This window comes from Streptomyces venezuelae, assembly GCF_008642295.1.
GTDB classification, from domain to species: Bacteria; Actinomycetota; Actinomycetes; order Streptomycetales; family Streptomycetaceae; genus Streptomyces; species Streptomyces venezuelae_C.
In genome coordinates, this window is sequence record NZ_CP029190.1 from 283,022 (window position 1) to 299,965 (window position 16,944).

At 73.1% G+C, this 16,944-nt stretch carries 16 protein-coding genes; 4 read left to right on the plus strand and 12 right to left on the minus strand.

Going from position 1 to position 16,944, the window contains the following annotated elements; all coding sequences use genetic code 11:
- Nucleotide 1 precedes the first annotated feature (1 nt).
- From DEJ50_RS01465 to DEJ50_RS01490, 6 genes are all read right to left on the minus strand, one after another.
- Nucleotides 2-775: a creatininase family protein gene (locus tag DEJ50_RS01465; RefSeq protein ID WP_150205599.1), complete on the minus strand. Its 774-nt coding sequence runs from the start codon at nt 773-775 to the stop codon at nt 2-4.
- Nucleotides 772-1,689, minus strand: a complete 918-nt coding sequence (locus tag DEJ50_RS01470) for a dihydroorotate dehydrogenase (protein ID WP_223837517.1) — start codon at nt 1,687-1,689, stop codon at nt 772-774. Before DEJ50_RS01470 ends, DEJ50_RS01465 begins: the two co-directional genes overlap by 4 nt.
- The gene (locus DEJ50_RS01475; protein ID WP_150205600.1) at nt 1,686-2,231 is read right to left on the minus strand and encodes a nucleoside 2-deoxyribosyltransferase; all 546 of its coding nucleotides are present in this window, start codon (nt 2,229-2,231) and stop codon (nt 1,686-1,688) included. The genes DEJ50_RS01470 and DEJ50_RS01475 overlap by 4 nt, the downstream gene beginning before the upstream one ends.
- Nucleotides 2,228-3,613 (minus strand): aldehyde dehydrogenase family protein, encoded by a 1,386-nt coding sequence (locus DEJ50_RS01480; RefSeq protein ID WP_263399164.1) that lies wholly within the window; start codon nt 3,611-3,613, stop codon nt 2,228-2,230. The genes DEJ50_RS01475 and DEJ50_RS01480 overlap by 4 nt, the downstream gene beginning before the upstream one ends.
- A 149-nt stretch (nt 3,614-3,762) precedes the next feature.
- On the minus strand, nt 3,763-5,172 hold the full coding sequence (locus DEJ50_RS01485) for a condensation domain-containing protein (protein WP_190344200.1): 1,410 nt from the start codon (nt 5,170-5,172) through the stop codon (nt 3,763-3,765).
- A 40-nt stretch (nt 5,173-5,212) separates the two neighbouring features.
- Entirely contained in the window at nt 5,213-5,887 is a 675-nt protein-coding gene (locus DEJ50_RS01490) for a helix-turn-helix transcriptional regulator (protein WP_190344202.1), read from the minus strand.
- Between the two features lie 232 nt (nt 5,888-6,119).
- Here DEJ50_RS01490 and DEJ50_RS01495 point away from each other — a divergent pair, with 232 nt between their 5' ends.
- From DEJ50_RS01495 to DEJ50_RS01505, 3 genes are read left to right on the plus strand one after another with little or no spacing between them, the layout of a single operon-like run.
- The gene (locus tag DEJ50_RS01495; protein ID WP_150205604.1) at nt 6,120-7,919 is read left to right on the plus strand and encodes an ABC transporter ATP-binding protein; all 1,800 of its coding nucleotides are present in this window, start codon (nt 6,120-6,122) and stop codon (nt 7,917-7,919) included.
- The gene (locus DEJ50_RS01500) at nt 7,919-9,844 is read left to right on the plus strand and encodes an ABC transporter ATP-binding protein (protein ID WP_150205605.1); all 1,926 of its coding nucleotides are present in this window, start codon (nt 7,919-7,921) and stop codon (nt 9,842-9,844) included. Before DEJ50_RS01495 ends, DEJ50_RS01500 begins: the two co-directional genes overlap by 1 nt.
- Nucleotides 9,828-11,414, plus strand: a complete 1,587-nt coding sequence (locus DEJ50_RS01505; protein ID WP_150205606.1) for a class I adenylate-forming enzyme family protein — start codon at nt 9,828-9,830, stop codon at nt 11,412-11,414. Before DEJ50_RS01500 ends, DEJ50_RS01505 begins: the two co-directional genes overlap by 17 nt.
- Before the next feature lie 49 nt (nt 11,415-11,463).
- Here the strand turns inward: DEJ50_RS01505 and DEJ50_RS01510 are convergent, their stop codons facing one another.
- The 6 genes from DEJ50_RS01510 to DEJ50_RS01535 all read right to left on the minus strand — a co-directional run bounded on the left by DEJ50_RS01510 (nt 11,464) and on the right by DEJ50_RS01535 (nt 16,133).
- Nucleotides 11,464-12,267: a class I SAM-dependent methyltransferase gene (locus DEJ50_RS01510; protein ID WP_150205607.1), complete on the minus strand. Its 804-nt coding sequence runs from the start codon at nt 12,265-12,267 to the stop codon at nt 11,464-11,466.
- Nucleotides 12,268-12,322: 55 nt separating this feature from the next.
- On the minus strand, nt 12,323-12,889 hold the full coding sequence (locus DEJ50_RS01515; protein ID WP_223837518.1) for a DUF2087 domain-containing protein: 567 nt from the start codon (nt 12,887-12,889) through the stop codon (nt 12,323-12,325).
- Between the two features lie 51 nt (nt 12,890-12,940).
- Nucleotides 12,941-13,198, minus strand: coding sequence for a DUF6296 family protein (locus DEJ50_RS01520; RefSeq protein ID WP_150211812.1), 258 nt, complete (start codon nt 13,196-13,198; stop codon nt 12,941-12,943).
- A gap of 7 nt (nt 13,199-13,205) precedes the next feature.
- Nucleotides 13,206-13,583, minus strand: a complete 378-nt coding sequence (locus tag DEJ50_RS01525) for an SH3 domain-containing protein (protein ID WP_150205608.1) — start codon at nt 13,581-13,583, stop codon at nt 13,206-13,208.
- A gap of 126 nt (nt 13,584-13,709) precedes the next feature.
- A complete protein-coding gene (locus tag DEJ50_RS01530) occupies nt 13,710-14,243 on the minus strand; it encodes a GNAT family N-acetyltransferase (protein ID WP_150205609.1) in 534 nt (177 codons plus the stop codon).
- A gap of 63 nt (nt 14,244-14,306) precedes the next feature.
- The gene (locus tag DEJ50_RS01535) at nt 14,307-16,133 is read right to left on the minus strand and encodes a serine/threonine-protein kinase (RefSeq protein ID WP_150205610.1); all 1,827 of its coding nucleotides are present in this window, start codon (nt 16,131-16,133) and stop codon (nt 14,307-14,309) included.
- Between the two features lie 413 nt (nt 16,134-16,546).
- On the opposite strand from DEJ50_RS01535, the gene DEJ50_RS01540 reads away from it, so the two are divergent.
- A complete protein-coding gene (locus DEJ50_RS01540; RefSeq protein WP_150205611.1) occupies nt 16,547-16,876 on the plus strand; it encodes an RICIN domain-containing protein in 330 nt (109 codons plus the stop codon).
- Nucleotides 16,877-16,944 lie beyond the last annotated feature (68 nt).

Genomic DNA, 16,944 nt, shown 5'->3' on the forward strand with positions numbered 1-16,944 from the left:
CTCACCTCTGCTTGGAAGAAAGGGTCCGGTGGATGCCGTCCATCACATGCCAGAACAGCTGTTCTCCCAGCTCGGCGCTGGATCCGGTGGTGGCGGAGAGCACCCCCTGGCTGGACATGCGGTCCACGTCGACGGGGTGGCGGTAGACACCGGCGGCCGGCGGTGTGGGGTGGTCGACCCGTACCGCCCGGACCAGTTCGGGGCGCAGGTACATCATCAGGCTGGTCTCGGTCAGGGCGGCGTGCTCGGCGTGCCAGCCGGGGAACCCCGGCGCGTGCGCGCTCAGCCAGTCGTCCTCCACCAGGCTCCACCAGCTGAAGGCGACGACCTCGGTGCCGGGGAAGGTGCGGGCCGGGTCGCATCCGTCGATCGCCTCGAACAGCAGCGCCTCGTTCTCGTAGTGCCCGTTGACGACGACCAGCCGGGCCGGTGCCAGCCGGCCGAGGGACCGCAGGGTCTGGGTGAGGTAGTCGATGAAGGTGGCGCCGTCGATGTGCACGGTGCCGGGGAAGTGCAGCCCGCCGCCGCTCTGCGGCAGCGAGCGGGCGGAGAAGGGCTGCCCCGGCAGCAGCACCCCGCCGACGTCCGCGGTCAGTTGCCGGGCCAGTGCGTCGGGGATGTCGAAGTCCACCGACAGCGGCAGGTGGGGGCCGTGCTGCTCCAGTCCGCCGATGGGCCAGACCAGGGTGGCGCCGTCCAGTGCGGCCGGCACCTCGGGGCTGGCCAGATCGCCGTACGAGCTCACCTGAGTGGCGCGGTGTCGTACGCCCGTCATGCTTCCCCCTTCGGGAGGCTGCGCCCCACCAGGGCGGCCACCGTGCCGCCGTGGTCGCGCAGCCAGTCGTCGAAGCCCTCGCGGATGCCCGCCAGGGAGTCGTGCATATTGCGGTGCAGTGCGGTGTAGACCTGCACGGCGTCGGCGCCGACGCTCAGGTACTCGGCCACGTCGGGCGCGCTCTGCACCCCGCCGCTGCCCATCAGCGGGACCTGGACCCCGGACCGGCGGAGCTCGTAGATCTCGGCGAGCACCAGCGGTTTGATGCCGGGACCCGAGTAGCCGAAGGTCCCCCCGAGCAGGACCCGGCCGGTCTTCGGGTCGACGGCGAGCCCGGCGATGGTGTCGCTGAGGGTGATCGCATCGGCCCCGGCGGCCACCGCGGCGTCGACGCGCTCGCGCACCCGCTCCCCTGCGGCGAGTTTGACGCTGAAGGGCAGGGTGGTGACGCTGCGCACGGCGCCGGTGTACGCGGCGACGCGTTCGGCGGTGTCGGTGAGGCCGCCGTCCTCGTTCATGCAGGAGATGCCGAGTTCGAGGGCGCGGCAGCCGGTGTCGGCCACCGCGGCGGCCAGTTCGGCGAGTTCGGCCGGCGAGTCGGCGTGGAGGGAGGCGATGACGGGCAGTCGGTCGGCGGCGAAGCGGCGCAGCATGGCGCACCACTGGTCGATGCCGCGGCGGGAGTACGTGGTGCTGTTGATCATGCCGGTGGGCAGGTGGAGCAGCCGTTCGCTGCCCGAGGGGGCGGGGTTGGGGTGGATGGTCTTGGTGACCACGGCACCCGCCCCGGCGGCGAGCAGCCGGCGGATGTTGCGTTCCTGGTCGGTGAGCAGGCCGGAGCCGACGACGACGGGGGAGGTCAGGGCCAGGCCGAGGATCTCGGCCGCCGCCGGGTTGTGCAGGAGGCGGGTCACTCCGACATCACGACCTCCCGGGTGACCTTGTGCAACAGCAGGAGGAGTTCGGCCGGGTCGCGGCGGGTCGAGGCGAGGTCGAGGACGGCGACATCGGCCACCGCGGGCAGTCCGCGCAGCAGGTGGCTGGCGTTGGCGGCCAGGGGCACGGGGGTGACGACGACGATGGGTTTGCCGAGTGCGGAGGCCCAGCCGAGTTCGACATGGGTGCCGTCGGTGCGCATCAGGTCGCCGTCGGTGTCGACGGGCAGGACCGGGACGAAGACGTCGCAGCGGCGCATCCAGCCCAGGTCCCGGACGCTGACCTGCTCGGGTGTGAACAGCGGGGTGTCCGCGCCGAACTTCTCGGCGACGTGCGCGGAGAAGACGGTGCCCTTGGCGGCCGACACCGACTCGATGACGTCGTGGATGGCGTGGCGCAAGGGGGCGTGGAAGCCGCCTTCGTGGAGCGCGTGCTGGATGGGCCCGCCGACGAAGACGTTGACTCCGGACAGATCGACCAGCCCGGCGCCGCCGACGCCTTGGGGGGTGGTGTCCTTCATGAGCTCTCCTGATCTCCCGCGCGGGGCGCGAGGCCTTCGCGGGGCGCGGGGTGGTGGATTCTGATCTGGGTGTATTCGAGGAGCCCCCAGTGGCCGTACTCGACGCCGATCCCGGAGTGGCGGTGGCCGCCGAACGGCACGTCGTGGCGCAGCTCGCCGTGCGTGTTGGTCCACACGGTTCCGCAGTCCAGCGACCGGGCGAGGGCGTCGGCCCGGTCCGGGTCGCCCCACAGGGAGCAGCCCAGGCCGTAGGGCGAGGCGTTGACGTGGGCGACGACCGTGGCGGGATCGTCGTAGCCGATGACCGGGATGACCGGGCCGAACTGCTCTTCGGCCTCCAGTGCGGTTCCCTCCGGCAGGCCGGTGACGACGGTGGGCAGGTAGAAGTGGCCCGGCCGGGGTGCCGTCCGGCCGCCGGCGACGAGTCGTGCCCCGGCCCGTACCGCGTCGTCCACCAGGGCGGAGACCCGGGTGAGCTGCGCCCGGCTGACGAGCGGGCCGAGTTCGGTGGCGGGGTCCAGGCCGTCGCCGAGGACGGCGGAGCGGGCCAGGGCGCCGAGGGCCTCGGCGTATTCGTGAGAGCGCTCTCTGGGTATGTAGACGCGTTTGACCGCGGCGCAGAACTGGCCGCTGTTGACCATGGCGCGGTCGAACAGCTGCCGTGCCGTGGTCTCGACGTCCGCGTCGGGCAGCACGATCGCGGGGTCGTTGCCGCCGAGTTCGAGAACGACCCGTTTGAGGTCGGCCGCGGCCTGCCGGGCGATGGCCCGCCCGGTGTCGGTCGAGCCGGTGAAGGAGACCAGCCGGACGGCCGGATGGCCGGTGAGCCGGGAGCCGAGCGAGGCCTCGCCGTTGACCACCCGGAAGGTACCGGCGGGCAGCACCGCGCCGAGCACCTCGCCCAGCAGCAGGCTGGACAGCGGGGTGACGGGCGAGGGTTTGAGTACGACGGTGTTGCCCGCGAGCAGCGCCGGGGCGATCTTGCAGACGGCCAGCAGGACGGGGTAGTTGGAGGGGGCGATCGCGGCGACCACCCCGTGCGGTACGCGTTCCAGGGTGATCCGGGCGCCGCTCTCCCGGGCCACCGGCTCCGGCTCCGTTGCGAGGGCGGCGGTGTGCGCGAACCAGTCGGCGGAGAGCCGTACTTCGGCCTGGGCGTGCCGTAGCGGCTTGCCCTGCTCCCGGGTGAGCAGTCCGGCGATCCGGTCCGCGGCGGACAGCATGGCCTCGCGGCAGCCGAGCAGGTACCGGCGGCGGTCCGCGGCCGGGAGGGCCGCCCACAGGGGGTGGGCGCGGGACACCTCGTCCAGTACCTCGTCGAGGTGCTGTTCCGTGGTGACGGGGGCGTGGGCGAACACCTCGCCTAGGGCGGGATTCTCCACGGGTATCTGCGAGAAGTCCGATAACACGGTTCCGTATCACCCGATCCGTTTTCCGGTCCAGTTGCGGGTACGCGTCGGAATTGACCCGGGAACAGTCTGTCTGGGTCCGGGAATTTCGGGCACCCCTCCTTTGGGGTATGGCCATACGGCTACACCGGATGCCCGGCCGTCCGTCCCTCATCGCCCTCGACGCCCTCGACGCATTCCACCAGCAGCCGCTCGACGTCGTAGAGGAAGGCGTGGACCTCGGGCGCTGTGAGCACGGCGGTATCGGCGTTGAGCACCAGCCGGAGCCACCCGGGCTCTTCGTCGTCGACGACGAGGAAGAAGGTCTCGGCCTCCTCGAACCCGTGGGGCTCCACGACGGTGTCGGCCATGGCCGCGCGCACCGCGGGCGCCGGCGCGGGAGCCCCGGCGGCCCGCACCTCGTGGGTCTGGCGGATGTCGTTGAAGCAGCAGGACAGGCTGATGCGGGTGCCCCGGTCGCGCTCGGCCGCGCGGAGCAGTTCCGCCGCCCGGTCCGGGTCGAACAGGCCGTTGGCGTAGGCGGTGGTGCAGGCGGCGAAGGCGCCGCGGGCGATCTCCCGTACGCTCTCGCCGCGCAGGTCGATGGTGGCCACGACCTCCTGGTGGAGGTTGGCGACCGCGGCGCGCAGTTCGGGTACGGAGCGGTTGGCCGAGAGCAGCCGGAAGGCGCAGGCCGGCAGCCCGGCCCGGCGGCCGAGCAGCAGGGCCACGGCGGTCAGGAGGACGGCGGAGGTGCTCACCCGCCACCGCTCGGCCAGTACGGGCAGGGCGAGGGAGGCCGCCCGGGAGTCCATGGCGGCGCTGTAGCGGACCGGGGCGGTGGTCGGCGCGGCGGACGGCGGCGATGTGGCCGGCGCAGGGAACATCGTGGCCGGCACGGTGGCGAGTTGGCGCTGCCAGTAGGCGTCGGCCCGGGCCAGCAGGGCCTGGCCGCGCGGCGAGCGCTCGTACCGGGCCTGTTCGGCCGGCTGGCGGGCCGGCTCGGCCGGCGGTCCCGGGCGGCCGGTGACGCGGGCGGTCACCAGCCGCGTCAGTTCCGCGGTCAGCCGGCGCATGGACATCAGGTCCGCGGCCAGGTGCGAGACGCAGTACGCGGCGAGCACGGGCGTCCCGTCGACCACGGCCACCATGGCCCGCAGCGGCGGGCCGGCGTCGAGGTCGAAGGGGCGCTCGCGCATCCGCGCACGCCAGGCGGCGAGGACGGACTGCGGGTCCTCGGCCGGCCCGGCGGTGCAGATCTCGGCCTCGAAGGTGCCGGAGTGCACGACCCGCTGCACCAGGGTGCCGTCCGCCGCCGTGCCGAAGGCGGTGCGCAACGACTCGTGCCGGCGCAGGAGTTCACCGGTGGCGGCGAGCACGTCCCGTACCGCGCAGCCGGCCGGAAGGGCCACCGGGAGGCAGAAATCGTAGAAGGCGGCGTCCGGCAGCTCCTGCCGGATCAGATTCCACATCTGGCGCTGTGCGCAGGTGGCCGGTGCGGTGATGGACCGCCGTCCGCCGAAGGGAATTCGGCGCCGGACGACTTCTGCCACGACAGGCATCCTTTCCGTTCATCGGTTCGCCCGGCGGGCTCTAGTACTTGAGCAGGCCCGCCTGGATGGCGGTGACCACGGCGGAAGTCCGGTTGGGCGCCCCCAGCTTCAGCAGCAGGCTGGCGACGATCCGTTTGGCACCATGGCTGGAAATCTGCAGCCTGCGGGCGATCTGCTTGTTGCTCAGGCCCTCGGCGAGGAGCAGCAGCACCTCGTTCTCCCGCGCGGTCAGGGCGATGTCACGCCGGTGCCGGGGCTGGCCCACCCCGCCAGCGCGGTCCAGCAGGAGGCGGGCGAGCGAGGGCGGCATGGGCACCTCGCCGCGGTCCATGCGCTGGAGGGCGTCCTCGACCACGGCCGCGGTCAGCTCGCCCTGGACCAGGAAACCGTCCGGTGCGCAGCGGCCGGAGAGTATCTTCTCGTCGACGTCCGGCCCGCTCAGCAGGAGCAGAATCCTCGGCCGCCGGCCCCCTACGTCGGCGGGCACCTCACAGTCGGGAATGAAATCCGACTCGTGGACAAATAAAACGTCGACATCGCTGGTCCGCAGGGCTTCGTCGACCCCGTACCAGCTCTCGCAGTGAAGGACTTCACCGGCGATCTGCATCGTCGACAAAATAGCTCTGAGGCCGAGTCGCAGCATGCCGTCACACACGAGGGTCGCGACGACCAGTTGCCGCCCCGGGGCGGCTGTGCCACACGCTACCTGGGTCACTTTGCTCCTTATGGGGGACACACAAGGGGGGCTGATCGGCCCATTTGGACCATTACCCCCACTCTGCACCTGCAACCCATGTGCAACAACCAGGGACTGGCAAGATTCGGCCACCCCGCTTATTTCCACACAAACCGGACACCGATCGGCCGGGTGCGTTTTTCTCGAAAAACGAGTACCTTCCATCCCACGGCGCGCCCGACCATAAATTCCGACTGCCGTGGATGCCCACATGGAAAAAACCCAGAAAAACACCGGGGAATTAACCGGGACCGCCCGGAATTCCGAGACCCCGCAGACCGTGGGCCGCTGGCTGCGCTCCCACCTGCGGCGCTACCGCTGGTACATCTCCGTACACCTGCTCGGCAGCCTCTTCTGGCAGTCGCTGACCGCGGCCGTGCCGCTCGTCGTGGGACTCGCCTTCGACGCCGTCCTGGAAGACGGCGGGGCGGGACCCGACATGGGCACCTTCCACGCCGTGACCGCGGGGCTGCTCCTGCTGGTCCTGGTCCGCGGGGTGTGCGGCATCGCCGCCACCTACAGCCTGGAGACCTTCGCCAGCGGCCTCGAACGGGACGCCCGCGCCGGGGTCTTCGCGAGCCTGCTGCGCAAGCGCCAGGGCTTCTTCAACCGGCACCGCACCGGAGACCTCTCGGCGCGCGCCACCGGGGACGCCGAGGCGCTCAACCTTATGGTGTCACCCGGCTTCGACATGGCCGTCGATCTGACGCTCAACATCGCCATGCCGCTGGTCTTCATCGCCCTGATCGACCCGCGCCTGCTGCTCTCCCCCGGCCTGTTCGTCCTGTTCTTCGCACTGGCCCTGTGGGAACACGGCCGGCGGCTGGAGCCGGCCTCGGACCTCGTCCGGGAGCGCTTCGGTGCGATGAGCGCGCAGGCCACCGAGAGCCTGGACGGGATCGAGGTGGTCGAGTCCACCGGCGGCGCCGGCCAGGAACGCGGGCGCTTCAACCGGCTGGCCGCCGAATACCGGGACGCCGCCGTGCGCCAGGCGCACGCCCAGGCCCTGTCCCTCCCGCCGCTGCTGCTGACGCTGGCCACGGCCGGCGCCCTGCTGCACGCCGTCCACCTGCTGCGGGCCGGCTCGCTCAGCGTCGGCGAACTGGTCGCCGTACTGGGCCTGATGGGAACCCTTCGGGCCCCCACCCAGCTCGCCTCCTTCAGTATCGGACTCATCTACTTCGGACTGTCCGGGGCGGAGCGCATCCTGGAGATCATCAACGACCGGGAGGGCGAGGACGAGCGCGGCGGAGGCCACGCGGCGCGCATCACCGGCGAGGTGGTGATGGAGAACGTCACCTTCGGATACGACAGCTCCTCACCGGTGCTGCGCAACGTGTCCTTCCGCATCGCACCGGGCAGCACGGTGGCGGTGGTCGGGTCCACCGGAAGCGGCAAGTCGACGCTCCTCCAGCTGCTCAACCGCACCTACTCACCCGACGAGGGGCGGGTCCTGATCGACGGCGTGGACTGCGCCGCCTGGGACCCGGCCTCCCTGCGCGCGCAGATCGCCGTGATCGAGCAGGACGTGGTGCTGTTCTCCCGCAGCATCGCCGAGAACCTCGCCTTCGGCGCGGGCCCGGACGTCGACCGGGCACGCCTGGAGGAGGCGGCCCGTACCGCCCAGGCGCACGAGTTCATCGTGGCGGGCCCCCAGGGCTACGACACCCTGGTCGGGGAGCGCGGAATGACGCTCTCGGGCGGGCAGCGCCAACGCCTGGCCATCGGGCGGGCGCTGGTGACCGATCCGCGCATCCTGGCCGTCGACGACGCGACCAGCGCCGTCGACAGCGTCACCGAGCACGAACTGCAGCTGGCGATGCGGCGGGCCGCGGCCGGGCGCACCACCTTCCTGATCACCCCGAGGCTGTCCCGGATCCGGGCGGCCGACCACATCCTCGTCCTCGACCGCGGCCGGATCGTCGGCCAGGGCGGCCATGAACAGCTGCTGCAGGACTGCGCGTTCTACCGCCGGATCTTCGCGCCCTACACGAACGGAGGCACCCACTGATGGCACACCTGCTGGACGGCATCGTGCCGGAGGAGCCCGAGGGCGAGGACGCGTACGGGCCCGAGGGGGCCCCGGGGGCCGGCGGCGTCGACCGCCGCTACGGCGACCGGCAGTTGGTGCGCCGGATCACGCCGTACTTCCGGGGGCGCGGAGCGGTGGTGGCCTTCGTGACCGCCGCCGTGGTGGTGGCCGCGGTCGCCGGCAGCGCAGTGCCGGTACTGCTCGCCCGTACCGTGGACCGGGCCGTGGCCGACGGCTCCGGGGGCACGGTGACCCGCCTGGTGGCGGCGATCCTGCTGGCGGGCACGGCGGCCTGGCTGTTCACCTTCCTCCAGCAGCGCCTGACCGGCACGCTGGTCGGCGATGTGGTGCTGAAGCTGCGCCAGGACGCCTTCCACGCGGCCACCCGCCAGGACATGGCCTTCTACGACACCCATCCCACCGGCGCCCTGGTCAGCCGGGTCACCAACGACACCCAGTCCTTCGCCGCGCTCCTGACCATGGTGCTCTCGCTCCTGGGCCAGGTGCTGATGGTGGTCGTGCTGATGGCGGCGCTGTTCCTGATCCATGTGCCGCTGGCGCTGGTCACCGCCGCCGTGGCCGCCGTGATCGTGGCCGTCAGCCTCGCCTTCCGCAGCCGGGCGCGCGTCGCCTCGCTGGCGCAGCAGCGGGCCCTGGCCGAGGTCGGCGGGTATGTCCACGAGACCCTGCGGGGCATCGCCGTGGCGCGCAACCACCGCGGCGAGCGGGCGGCCGAAGAGGGGCTGCGGGAGGTCAACGGGCAGTGGTTCACGGCCAGCGTGCGGCTCAACCGGCTGTTCAGCGGCGTCTTCCCGCTGCTGATCTCGCTGACCGGCCTGGGCACGGTCGCGGTGGTGCTGCTGGGCGGGCGGTTCGTGGACTCGGGCGCGCTCTCGGCCGGTGAATGGGTGCTGTTCCTCGAGGCGCTGGCCCTGTTCTGGTCCCCGCTGACCAGCATCGCCTCCTTCTGGAACCAGCTCCAGCAGGGGCTGGCCGCCGGCGAGCGGATCTTCTCGCTGATCGACCGCGAGAGCGCGGTACGGCAGACCGGACAGCGGCCCGTGCCCCGGCTGCGCGGCGAGCTGGAGCTGCGCGGAGTCTCCTTCGGCTACCACGCCGACCGGCCGGTGCTCCAGGACATCGACCTGAGGATCGCCGCAGGCGAGAGCGTGGCACTGGTCGGGCACACGGGCGCCGGCAAGTCCAGTCTGGTACGGCTGCTGACCCGCGCGTACGAATTCCAGGAGGGCAGCATCCTGGCCGACGGCCAGGACGTACGGACCCTGGACCTGGACGAGTACCGGCGGTGCCTGGGAGTGGTCACCCAGACGCCGTTCCTCTTCTCCGGGACCGTCGCGGACAACATCGCCCTGGGCCGCCCGGACGCGGACCGCGCCGCGGTCGAGGCCGCCGCCCGCGCCGTCGCCGGCGGCGACTGGCTGGCACAGCTGCCGCAGGGGCTGGACACCGCCACCGACGAGGGCGGGCGCAATCTGTCCACGGGACAGCGGCAGATCATCGCCCTGGCCCGGGTCTTCCTCCAGGACGCCCCGGTCCTCGTCCTCGACGAGGCCACCGCCAGCATCGACCCGCTGACCGAGGCCCAGATCCAGGAGGGCCTGGACACGCTCGCGGCCGGGCGCACCACCGTGGTGGTGGCACACCGCCTGCCGACCGTACGCAAGGCCGACCGGATCGTCGTCGTCGACGGCGGGCGGCTGATCGAACAGGGCGACCACGCCACGCTGCTCGGCCGCGGCGGCGCCTACAGCCGGCTGTACGAGCGGTACTTCCGCCACCAGCGGCCCGATCTCGATCCGGCCGACGAAGCGCCGGCCGACACCGTGGTGCAGGGGCGCAGCCCCGCGCCGGAGGAAGGAGCGGTCGATGTCGTCAGCGGCTGAAAACCCGAGCCCGGGCACCCTGTGGGAACTGGTGCGCCGGGCGGCACAGAGCCGCCCCGAGTCCATTGCGGTGCGCCACGGGGACCAGGCCGTCACCTTCGCCGGGCTGCGGGAGCGGGTGCTGGCGGCGGCGCGGCGGTTGCCGGTGCACACCTCGGCACCCGGCCGCACCGGCGCCACCGCCGACCCGGCCGGCGGCGCGGGCGCGGGCACGGTGGGGCTGCTCTTCGAGAACACCCTGGAGTGCGCCGTGGCCTTCCTGGCCGCGGCCCGCGCCGGGCTGCGCCTGGTGCCCCTGGAGCCGGATGTGGGCGCGCCCCAACTGCTCGCTCTGCGCGGGCAGCTGGGCCCGCTGACCCTCATCGGCCACGAGGCGAAGCTGCGCGCCCTGCGGACCGGCTCGGCCGGCAGCGGCGGCCTGGTGTCCGTCGAGGAGCTGCTCGCCCGCCCGGGGCCGGGTCCCGCGCCCGAGGGGCCGCCGCTGCCGGCCGGGCCCGAGCCGGACGCACCGTTCCTGTACCTCTACACCTCCGGATCGACCGGCGAGCCCAAGGCCGCCGTGCACTCCCAGCGCAATCTGGTGCACGGCGGGGAGAACTACGCCCACACCTACGGCATCACCCCGGCCGACCGCGTACTGGCCGCCGTCCCGCTGCTGCACTCCTTCGGGATGGTCGCGGGACTGGTCACCGCCCTGTTCTCGGGTGCGCAACTGGTGCTGCCGGGCCGGTTTGTGCCGGCCCGCCTGCTGCGGATTCTGCACGACCACGCCTGCACCGTGCTGGTGGGCACTCCGCTGGCCTACGACCTGCTGGCCCGCTCGGCCGCCGCACCCGCCGCCGGGCAGCCCGCGGTGCCCGGGGCGCTGCGGTTGTGCCTGTCCTCCGGCGCCCCGCTGCCCGCCGCGGTGGCCGACCGCTTCCGCGAGCACTGCGGCCGGGACGTGTGCGAGGTCTACGGCAGCACCGAGGCCGGGGTGATCGCCGCGCAGACCTCCCGGGACCATGGACCCGCCGGCGACGGGAGCGGGCCCGTGCCCGGGGTGGGCCGGCCGGTTCGGGGGGTGCGGGTCCGGCTGCTGGACGAGGCGGGCCGGCCGGTGCCGCCCGGCGCCACCGGCAGCCTTCTGGTGCGTACCCCCGCGATGTTCAGTCACTATCTGGACCGGCCCGACGCCACCGCGCAGGCCTTCCGCGACGGCTGGTACGTGACGGGGGACCTGGCCCGCACCGACGCCGAGGGCCGGCTGCACCTGGTCGGGCGCAAGGACTCGTTCATCAACGTGGGCGGCAAGAAGGTCAATCCCACTGAGGTCGAGCGGGTGCTGCTGGCCCACCCGGCAGTGGCCGAGGCGGTGGTGTGGGGCGAGGCGGTGGCCGGGACGAGCGAGCAGGTGCGGGCCGCCGTGGTGCCCCGCAACGGGCTCGGCCCGGCGGAGCTCACCGCGCACTGCCGCGACCGGCTGCTGCCGCACCAGGTGCCGGGGCGCATCGAGTTCGTCGCCTCGCTGCCCAGGAGCGCCCTGGGCAAGGTCCGCCGGGCCGCGGTGGCCAGGGAGTCCGGCCCCTGACGTAGAACGCCGCCGGGTCCCGCGCCACGGTCTGGTGCGGGTCCGGTGGTCAGGCCGCCGTGGCGGTGATGACCACCAGGGGCGGCCGGGTGCGCTCGGCCGTCCACGGGCGGCTGCGGACGAGGTCGGGGTCGGCGAGGACGAGTGCCTCGTCGACGGACGGCCGGTGCCCGGCGACCTCCCCGAACCCGGCGTCCTCCAGCAGCCCGGGCAACCGGTCCACGGGCCATGCGTGGTTGCGCATCTCCGCCCAGGACCCGTCGGTGCGGCGCAGCCGTACGGTGAAGGGCTCCCCCGGCCCGTACACCGCACCCGGCTCGCCGATCCGCAGGGTGGCGTACTCGGTGCCGGTGCAGCCGGGGTCGGTGGCCAGCAGCACCAGCGGGGCGCCGGGGCGCAGCAGCCGGCGGATCTCGGTGAGCACCCCGTGGACCGCTTCCCCGGTCGGCAGCGAGGCGAGGACGTGGTTGCACATCACCGCGTCCGCGCACCCGTCGGGCAGGCAGGCCGCCCGGCCGTCCCGGACCAGGTGGTACTCCGCCACCGCGGTGCCGGCGCTGCGGGCCAGCGCGAGCATCTCGGGTGAGGTGTCCACGCCCAACACCCGCGCTCCCAGCAGCCGGGCGGCATGGCCGGCGACCTTGCCCGGCCCGCAGCCGTAGTCCACCAGGACCTGGCCGGCGCCGATCCGCCGGGACAGGGCCCGGAAGACGAAGGGGTAGCCGAGCAGCCAGTCGGTGGCCGCCTCCACGGCCGCGAAGGACTGCGCGCCGGCCCGCCCCGACCAGGCGGTGCCACCCGCACCGGCCGCTCCTGCCCCGTCCTGTGCTGCCGCCTCCGGCCCGTTGCTCATCGCCCCACTATCGGGTCCCGGTCCCGGTTGGGGTGGACGGCGCGCTGCACGCCCGCTACAGGGCGGGCTGGATGTCCGTACGCAGCCAGTAGCGGCCGGCCTCGCGGCCCAGCAGGCAGAGGTCCACGAGGTAGCGGCGGACCGTCACATGGTCGGTGCCGGAGCCTTCGCACCAGGCCTTCAGCTTTTCGTTGACGGTGCGCTCGTCGTAGCTGATGCCGGTGGCGAAAGTACGGTACGTCAGGTGCTGGAGCACCACCCGGCGACGGCCCCACTGGGCGGGCAGCCGCATCAGCCGGCCGTCCCGTACGAAGGTGCGCAGCAGGGTTTCGACCTGCTCGTCGGCGTAGCCGTGGCGCTCGGGCTCCGCCGGGGCGCGGTGGTCGCGCGCGATGCCCCGGAACTGCCCGGTGTGCGCGGCGAGCCGTCCGTCGGTCCCGGTGACCAGGCCGCCGGCCCGCAGTCGGCGCAGTGCTCCGGCCGCCTCCCTGGCGGAGACCCCGGCGGCCTCGGCCGCGGCGGGCAGCGAAGAGGCCCCGAGGACGACCGCGGAGAAGACCCGCAGCCGGGTGGGCTCGGCGAGCAGGGCGACGACGGTGTCCGGCTTCATCAGGTGGTTCACGCGCTGAGGGAACCACGGTGAACTCGCCGGATGCCAGCGGATTTCGGCAGGCTAGGCGTCGGGGAGCGGGCGGGCGCGGACGCCCTGGACCGGTTGCTGGCCGCCGCCCGACGGGAGCATGCGGACCTCGCCGCGGTCGCTGATCTCCGCCCGGACGATGCCGGTGGCATCGGCGTAGACGGGATGGCCACCAGGGCCCTTCTGGCCGGTGTCGGAGACCTCCACGGTGTCCCCGGCGGTGTCGGAGCCCTCGCCGGTGCCCTCGCCGGGGCCTTCGGGGAAGAGCAGCTCGTAGCGCTTGTTCGTCATCACGGGGTCAGCAGGGGGCGACGAGCTGGTGGTTGTGGACGTAGCGGGCCGATACCCAGCCGTGGATGCCGTAGAGCCGGTACCAGACGGGGTTGCCGTCCACCCAGGTGCCGCGGGTCTGGCACTTGAGCAGCAGCCGCTGGTGGGGCTGGAGGCTCTTGACGACCTCGGAGTGCAGCGATGGCCGGGCGCGTACGAGGAGGGGCGAGGTGGTGACCACGACTCCGACCGGGTGGGAGACGGGCCCGTCGAAACCGTCCCGGGCCGTGGCGGGGCGGCCCCGGCGGTCGCCGTCACCGTCACCCGACGCCCAGCCGGCCGTCCCGGCCGGCCCGAGCAACAGGGCAGCCGCCACCGCGCACACCGTCACTGCCTGCTTCACCATCGGCCGCTCTCCCGCCCGTCGCCTCGTCCTGCGGGCGGCCGGGGCTCCGGCCGCCCGCACCGACTATCCTCCCGAGGCGCGCGAGGACCGGTGGGGCCCGCGGGGACACACCCCGCAGTCAGCCGGTCAGCCCACGTATTCGGTCAGGTCGATGCCGAAGACGTTCAGCGGCGTTCCGTACTCCGGGTGGGTCGTCTCACGTTCCAGGGTCATACCGAGCTTGTGCGCGACGTTCTCCGACGCCTTGTTGCCCACCCGGCTGATGCTGATCACATGCTCCAGGCCACGGTCCTGAAGGCCCCATTCCAGTACGGCCTGGGCCGCCTCGGAGGCGTATCCCTGGCCCCAGAACTGGCGCCCCAGCCGCCATCCGGCCTCCACGGCCGGCAGCACCTCGGGCAGGAAGTGCGGTACGGACAAACCGGTGAAGCCGATCAGCTCACCCGAGCCGAGCAGTTCCACGGCGAAGAGTCCGAAGCCCTCGTCGTCCCATTCCTCCTCCCAGCGCTCCAGCGCGTCGGAGGTCTGCTCGAGATCGAGCACCGATCCGTCGCCGATCCACTGCATCACCGCCGGATCGGCGTTGATCTCGGCCATCGGCAACAGGTCGTCCTCCTGCCACGGGCGCAGCAGGAGGCGGGGGGTGAGGATCTCGGTCATGGGCCCATTGTCGCCGGTCCGGGGCGCGGCACCGTACCGGCCCCCGGCCTCTCGGCCCGGGGCTCAGGGGATCTTCCACTCCTGGGCCGCGTTGCCGGGGGTGCAGGCCTTCATGGTGACCTGCCGGCCGGCGCCGTTGTCGGTGAGGCACTGCTGGCCCATGTAGTCCTTGAGGTAGAAGGCGCCCGGCCGGCTCGCGGCGGTCACGGTCCAGTTGTGCAGGAAGCTGAAGCCGCTCGACAGGGTGACCCTGCCGTCCGTTTCCTGGACCAGCGCCGGGCTGTCCATATTGCACGGGTTGAACGCGTGCCAGCTGCTCGGGACCGTGTGCACCCAGCCGTAGGCGGTCGCCCCGCCCATGACGACGGCGGTACCGCCGGCCAGGCCGTCCTTGGCCAGGCCGAGCTTGAGTCCGTCGCCGACATTGACGATGTAGCCCCAGTTCGTGCCGCCGCAGCCCTGGGGCTTTGCGGGCTTGGGAGCGGGGGCGGCGGGGGTGGGCTTGGCGGCGGGCGGCGCGGCGGGGGGCGTGGCGCCGGCCGGCGGGGTGGCGCCCTGGCCGCCCGCGCCGCCGGCGCCTGCGCCCGTGCCTGTGCCCGTGCCGCCGGCCGCTCCGCCGACCGCCCCGCCGGGCCCCTGGTCCACCGGCTGATTCCCGGTGCCGGGCGGGAGGGCGCCGGGTGCGGGAGTCGGTGCCGTTCCGGCCGGTGACGCCCCGGAGGACGGCGGGGATGCCGGCTGCCCTGCCGGGGGCGCGCCGGCGCCGCCCACGGCGGGGGCCGCGATGGACTGCCCGGGGCCGGGTGTCTTCGCCTCGGCCCCGTAGGGGGTCCGGTCGATGAGCAGGACCGTGCTCGCTCCGGCGGTGATGACCACCGGGATGACGATGGGCACCCAGATGGCGCGCCGCGACCGCCGCGGGGCCTCGGCCCGGGCCGGGGCGACCGCGGCCACGACCGGCGCCACGACCTGGGGCTCGGGGGCAGCGGCCGGTTCGGGCGCGCCGGCGTCCTTCCGTACGGGGGCGACCGAAGCCGAGCCGACGGCGGCGCCGGCGGTTACGGCCGCACGTGCCGCGGCGGCCATCGCAGCGGCGTCCGCGAAGCGGTCCCCGGGCTCCTTGGCCAGTGCGGTGGCGACGAACTCGCGCACCGGCGCGGGGAACCGGTCCGGCAGCTCCGGGGCGGGCTCCCGGATGTGCTTGAGCGCCACTTCGAGGACGCTCTCCCCGGTGAACGGCCGTTCCCCGGTGAGCAGTTCGTAGCAGACGACACCGATCGAGTAGAGGTCGCCGGCCGGGGCCGGGGCCTTGCCCTCGGCCTGCTCGGGCGCCATGTAGAGCGCGGTGCCGAGCAGCTCGTGGGAAGCGGTGATCTTGGTGCTGGTCAGGGCACGCGCGATCCCGAAATCGGTGACCGCCACCTGTCCGTCGGCGCGGAGCATCAGGTTCGAGGGCTTGAGGTCGCGGTGCACGATCTCCCGCCAGTGCGCGGCGTGCAGGGCATCGAGCGCCTGGGCGAGGATGCCGAGCGCCCGCTCGGCCGGCATGGGCCCGCTTTCGGCGAGCACCCCGTCGAGCGGCTGCCCGTCGATGAGTTCCATCACGATGTACGCGACGCGGTCCGCATCGCTCTCGTCCTCGCCGCCGGTCTCCGCGTAGTCGTGGACGTCCACGATGCCGGGGTGGCTGAGTGCGGCGAGGAGCTGGGCCTCGCGCCGGAAGCGGGTGGCGAACGCGCCGTCCTCCAGCAGTGCCGGGTGCAGGAGCTTGACGGCGACCTGACGCGCCAGCACCTCGTCGTCCGCCCGCCAGACGGTTCCCATGCCCCCGCCCCCGATGCGCTCGGTCAGCGTGTAGCGCCCCCCGAGCACGGTCCCCCGCCCGCTCATGCCCCGCCCCCTAGTCGTCGGCCTACGCCGCCCGGCCTGAACCCGACAGACCGTCAGGCGCACAGTCTGCCAGAGGGTTTCGAACGGATCTGCGGCCCACCGGCCGTGGCTCCGGCTCGCCCGGGCCGGGTGGTCATGTTCACCGCAGAAACGATTTCACACCCGGGGTCCGGCCCCGCCTGTGGTCAGGTGGGCGGGTGCGGCAGCCGCCGGGATCCGTGCCACGGGTTCCCGGCCCGCGGCTGCCCTCTCCCGGAAAGGATCACCCGTGGTCACCAAGCCCGTTCCCAAAGGAGCCCAGCTGATCGTCCATTCGGTCAGCGGCCGGTACATCACCCCCCTGCGGCAACGCCGACTCCGATCTCCAGGTCCGGCTGTGGCGCGAGGCCCCGGTCACCTCCAAGAAGACCGCGATGTGGGAGATCCTCCCCATCTCGACGGAGGGCAACAAGCACCTGGTCCGCATCAAGAACGCCGGCTACAACCGCTGCCTGACCCTCACGAACACCAGGCACCACACCGCCGTCACCTTCGCCCAGCGCGACGATGACGACGACAGCCAGCAGTGGCTGATCATCCACGCCGACCCCGCCCAGGCCGACTTCGTCATCGCCTGCCCGTCCAAGCCCAACCTGGTCATCTCGCCGCGCGAAGGCGCCCAGGACCTGGAGACCCTGATCGAGGTCGAGGAGCACGGGCCCTGGACCGACCAGTTCTGGCGCTGGCGCGCGCCGCGCGCCTGAGCACCGGACCGGCGGACCGGCGGGCCTGCACAGCGGGCCCGCCCCCTCCCCGGGACGAGCCCGGCCCC

Coding starts and splice junctions, on each gene's coding strand:
- DEJ50_RS01465 (WP_150205599.1), bottom strand. CDS start 775: ATGACGGGCGTACGACACCGCGCCACTCAGGTGAGCTCGTACGGCGAT.
- DEJ50_RS01475 (WP_150205600.1), bottom strand. CDS start 2,231: ATGAAGGACACCACCCCCCAAGGCGTCGGCGGCGCCGGGCTGGTCGAT.
- DEJ50_RS01495 (WP_150205604.1), top strand. CDS start 6,120: ATGGAAAAAACCCAGAAAAACACCGGGGAATTAACCGGGACCGCCCGG.
- DEJ50_RS01500 (WP_150205605.1), top strand. CDS start 7,919: ATGGCACACCTGCTGGACGGCATCGTGCCGGAGGAGCCCGAGGGCGAG.
- DEJ50_RS01505 (WP_150205606.1), top strand. CDS start 9,828: ATGTCGTCAGCGGCTGAAAACCCGAGCCCGGGCACCCTGTGGGAACTG.
- DEJ50_RS01510 (WP_150205607.1), bottom strand. CDS start 12,267: ATGAGCAACGGGCCGGAGGCGGCAGCACAGGACGGGGCAGGAGCGGCC.
- DEJ50_RS01520 (WP_150211812.1), bottom strand. CDS start 13,198: ATGACGAACAAGCGCTACGAGCTGCTCTTCCCCGAAGGCCCCGGCGAG.
- DEJ50_RS01525 (WP_150205608.1), bottom strand. CDS start 13,583: ATGGTGAAGCAGGCAGTGACGGTGTGCGCGGTGGCGGCTGCCCTGTTG.
- DEJ50_RS01530 (WP_150205609.1), bottom strand. CDS start 14,243: ATGACCGAGATCCTCACCCCCCGCCTCCTGCTGCGCCCGTGGCAGGAG.
- DEJ50_RS01535 (WP_150205610.1), bottom strand. CDS start 16,133: ATGAGCGGGCGGGGGACCGTGCTCGGGGGGCGCTACACGCTGACCGAG.
- DEJ50_RS01540 (WP_150205611.1), top strand. CDS start 16,547: ATGTGGGAGATCCTCCCCATCTCGACGGAGGGCAACAAGCACCTGGTC.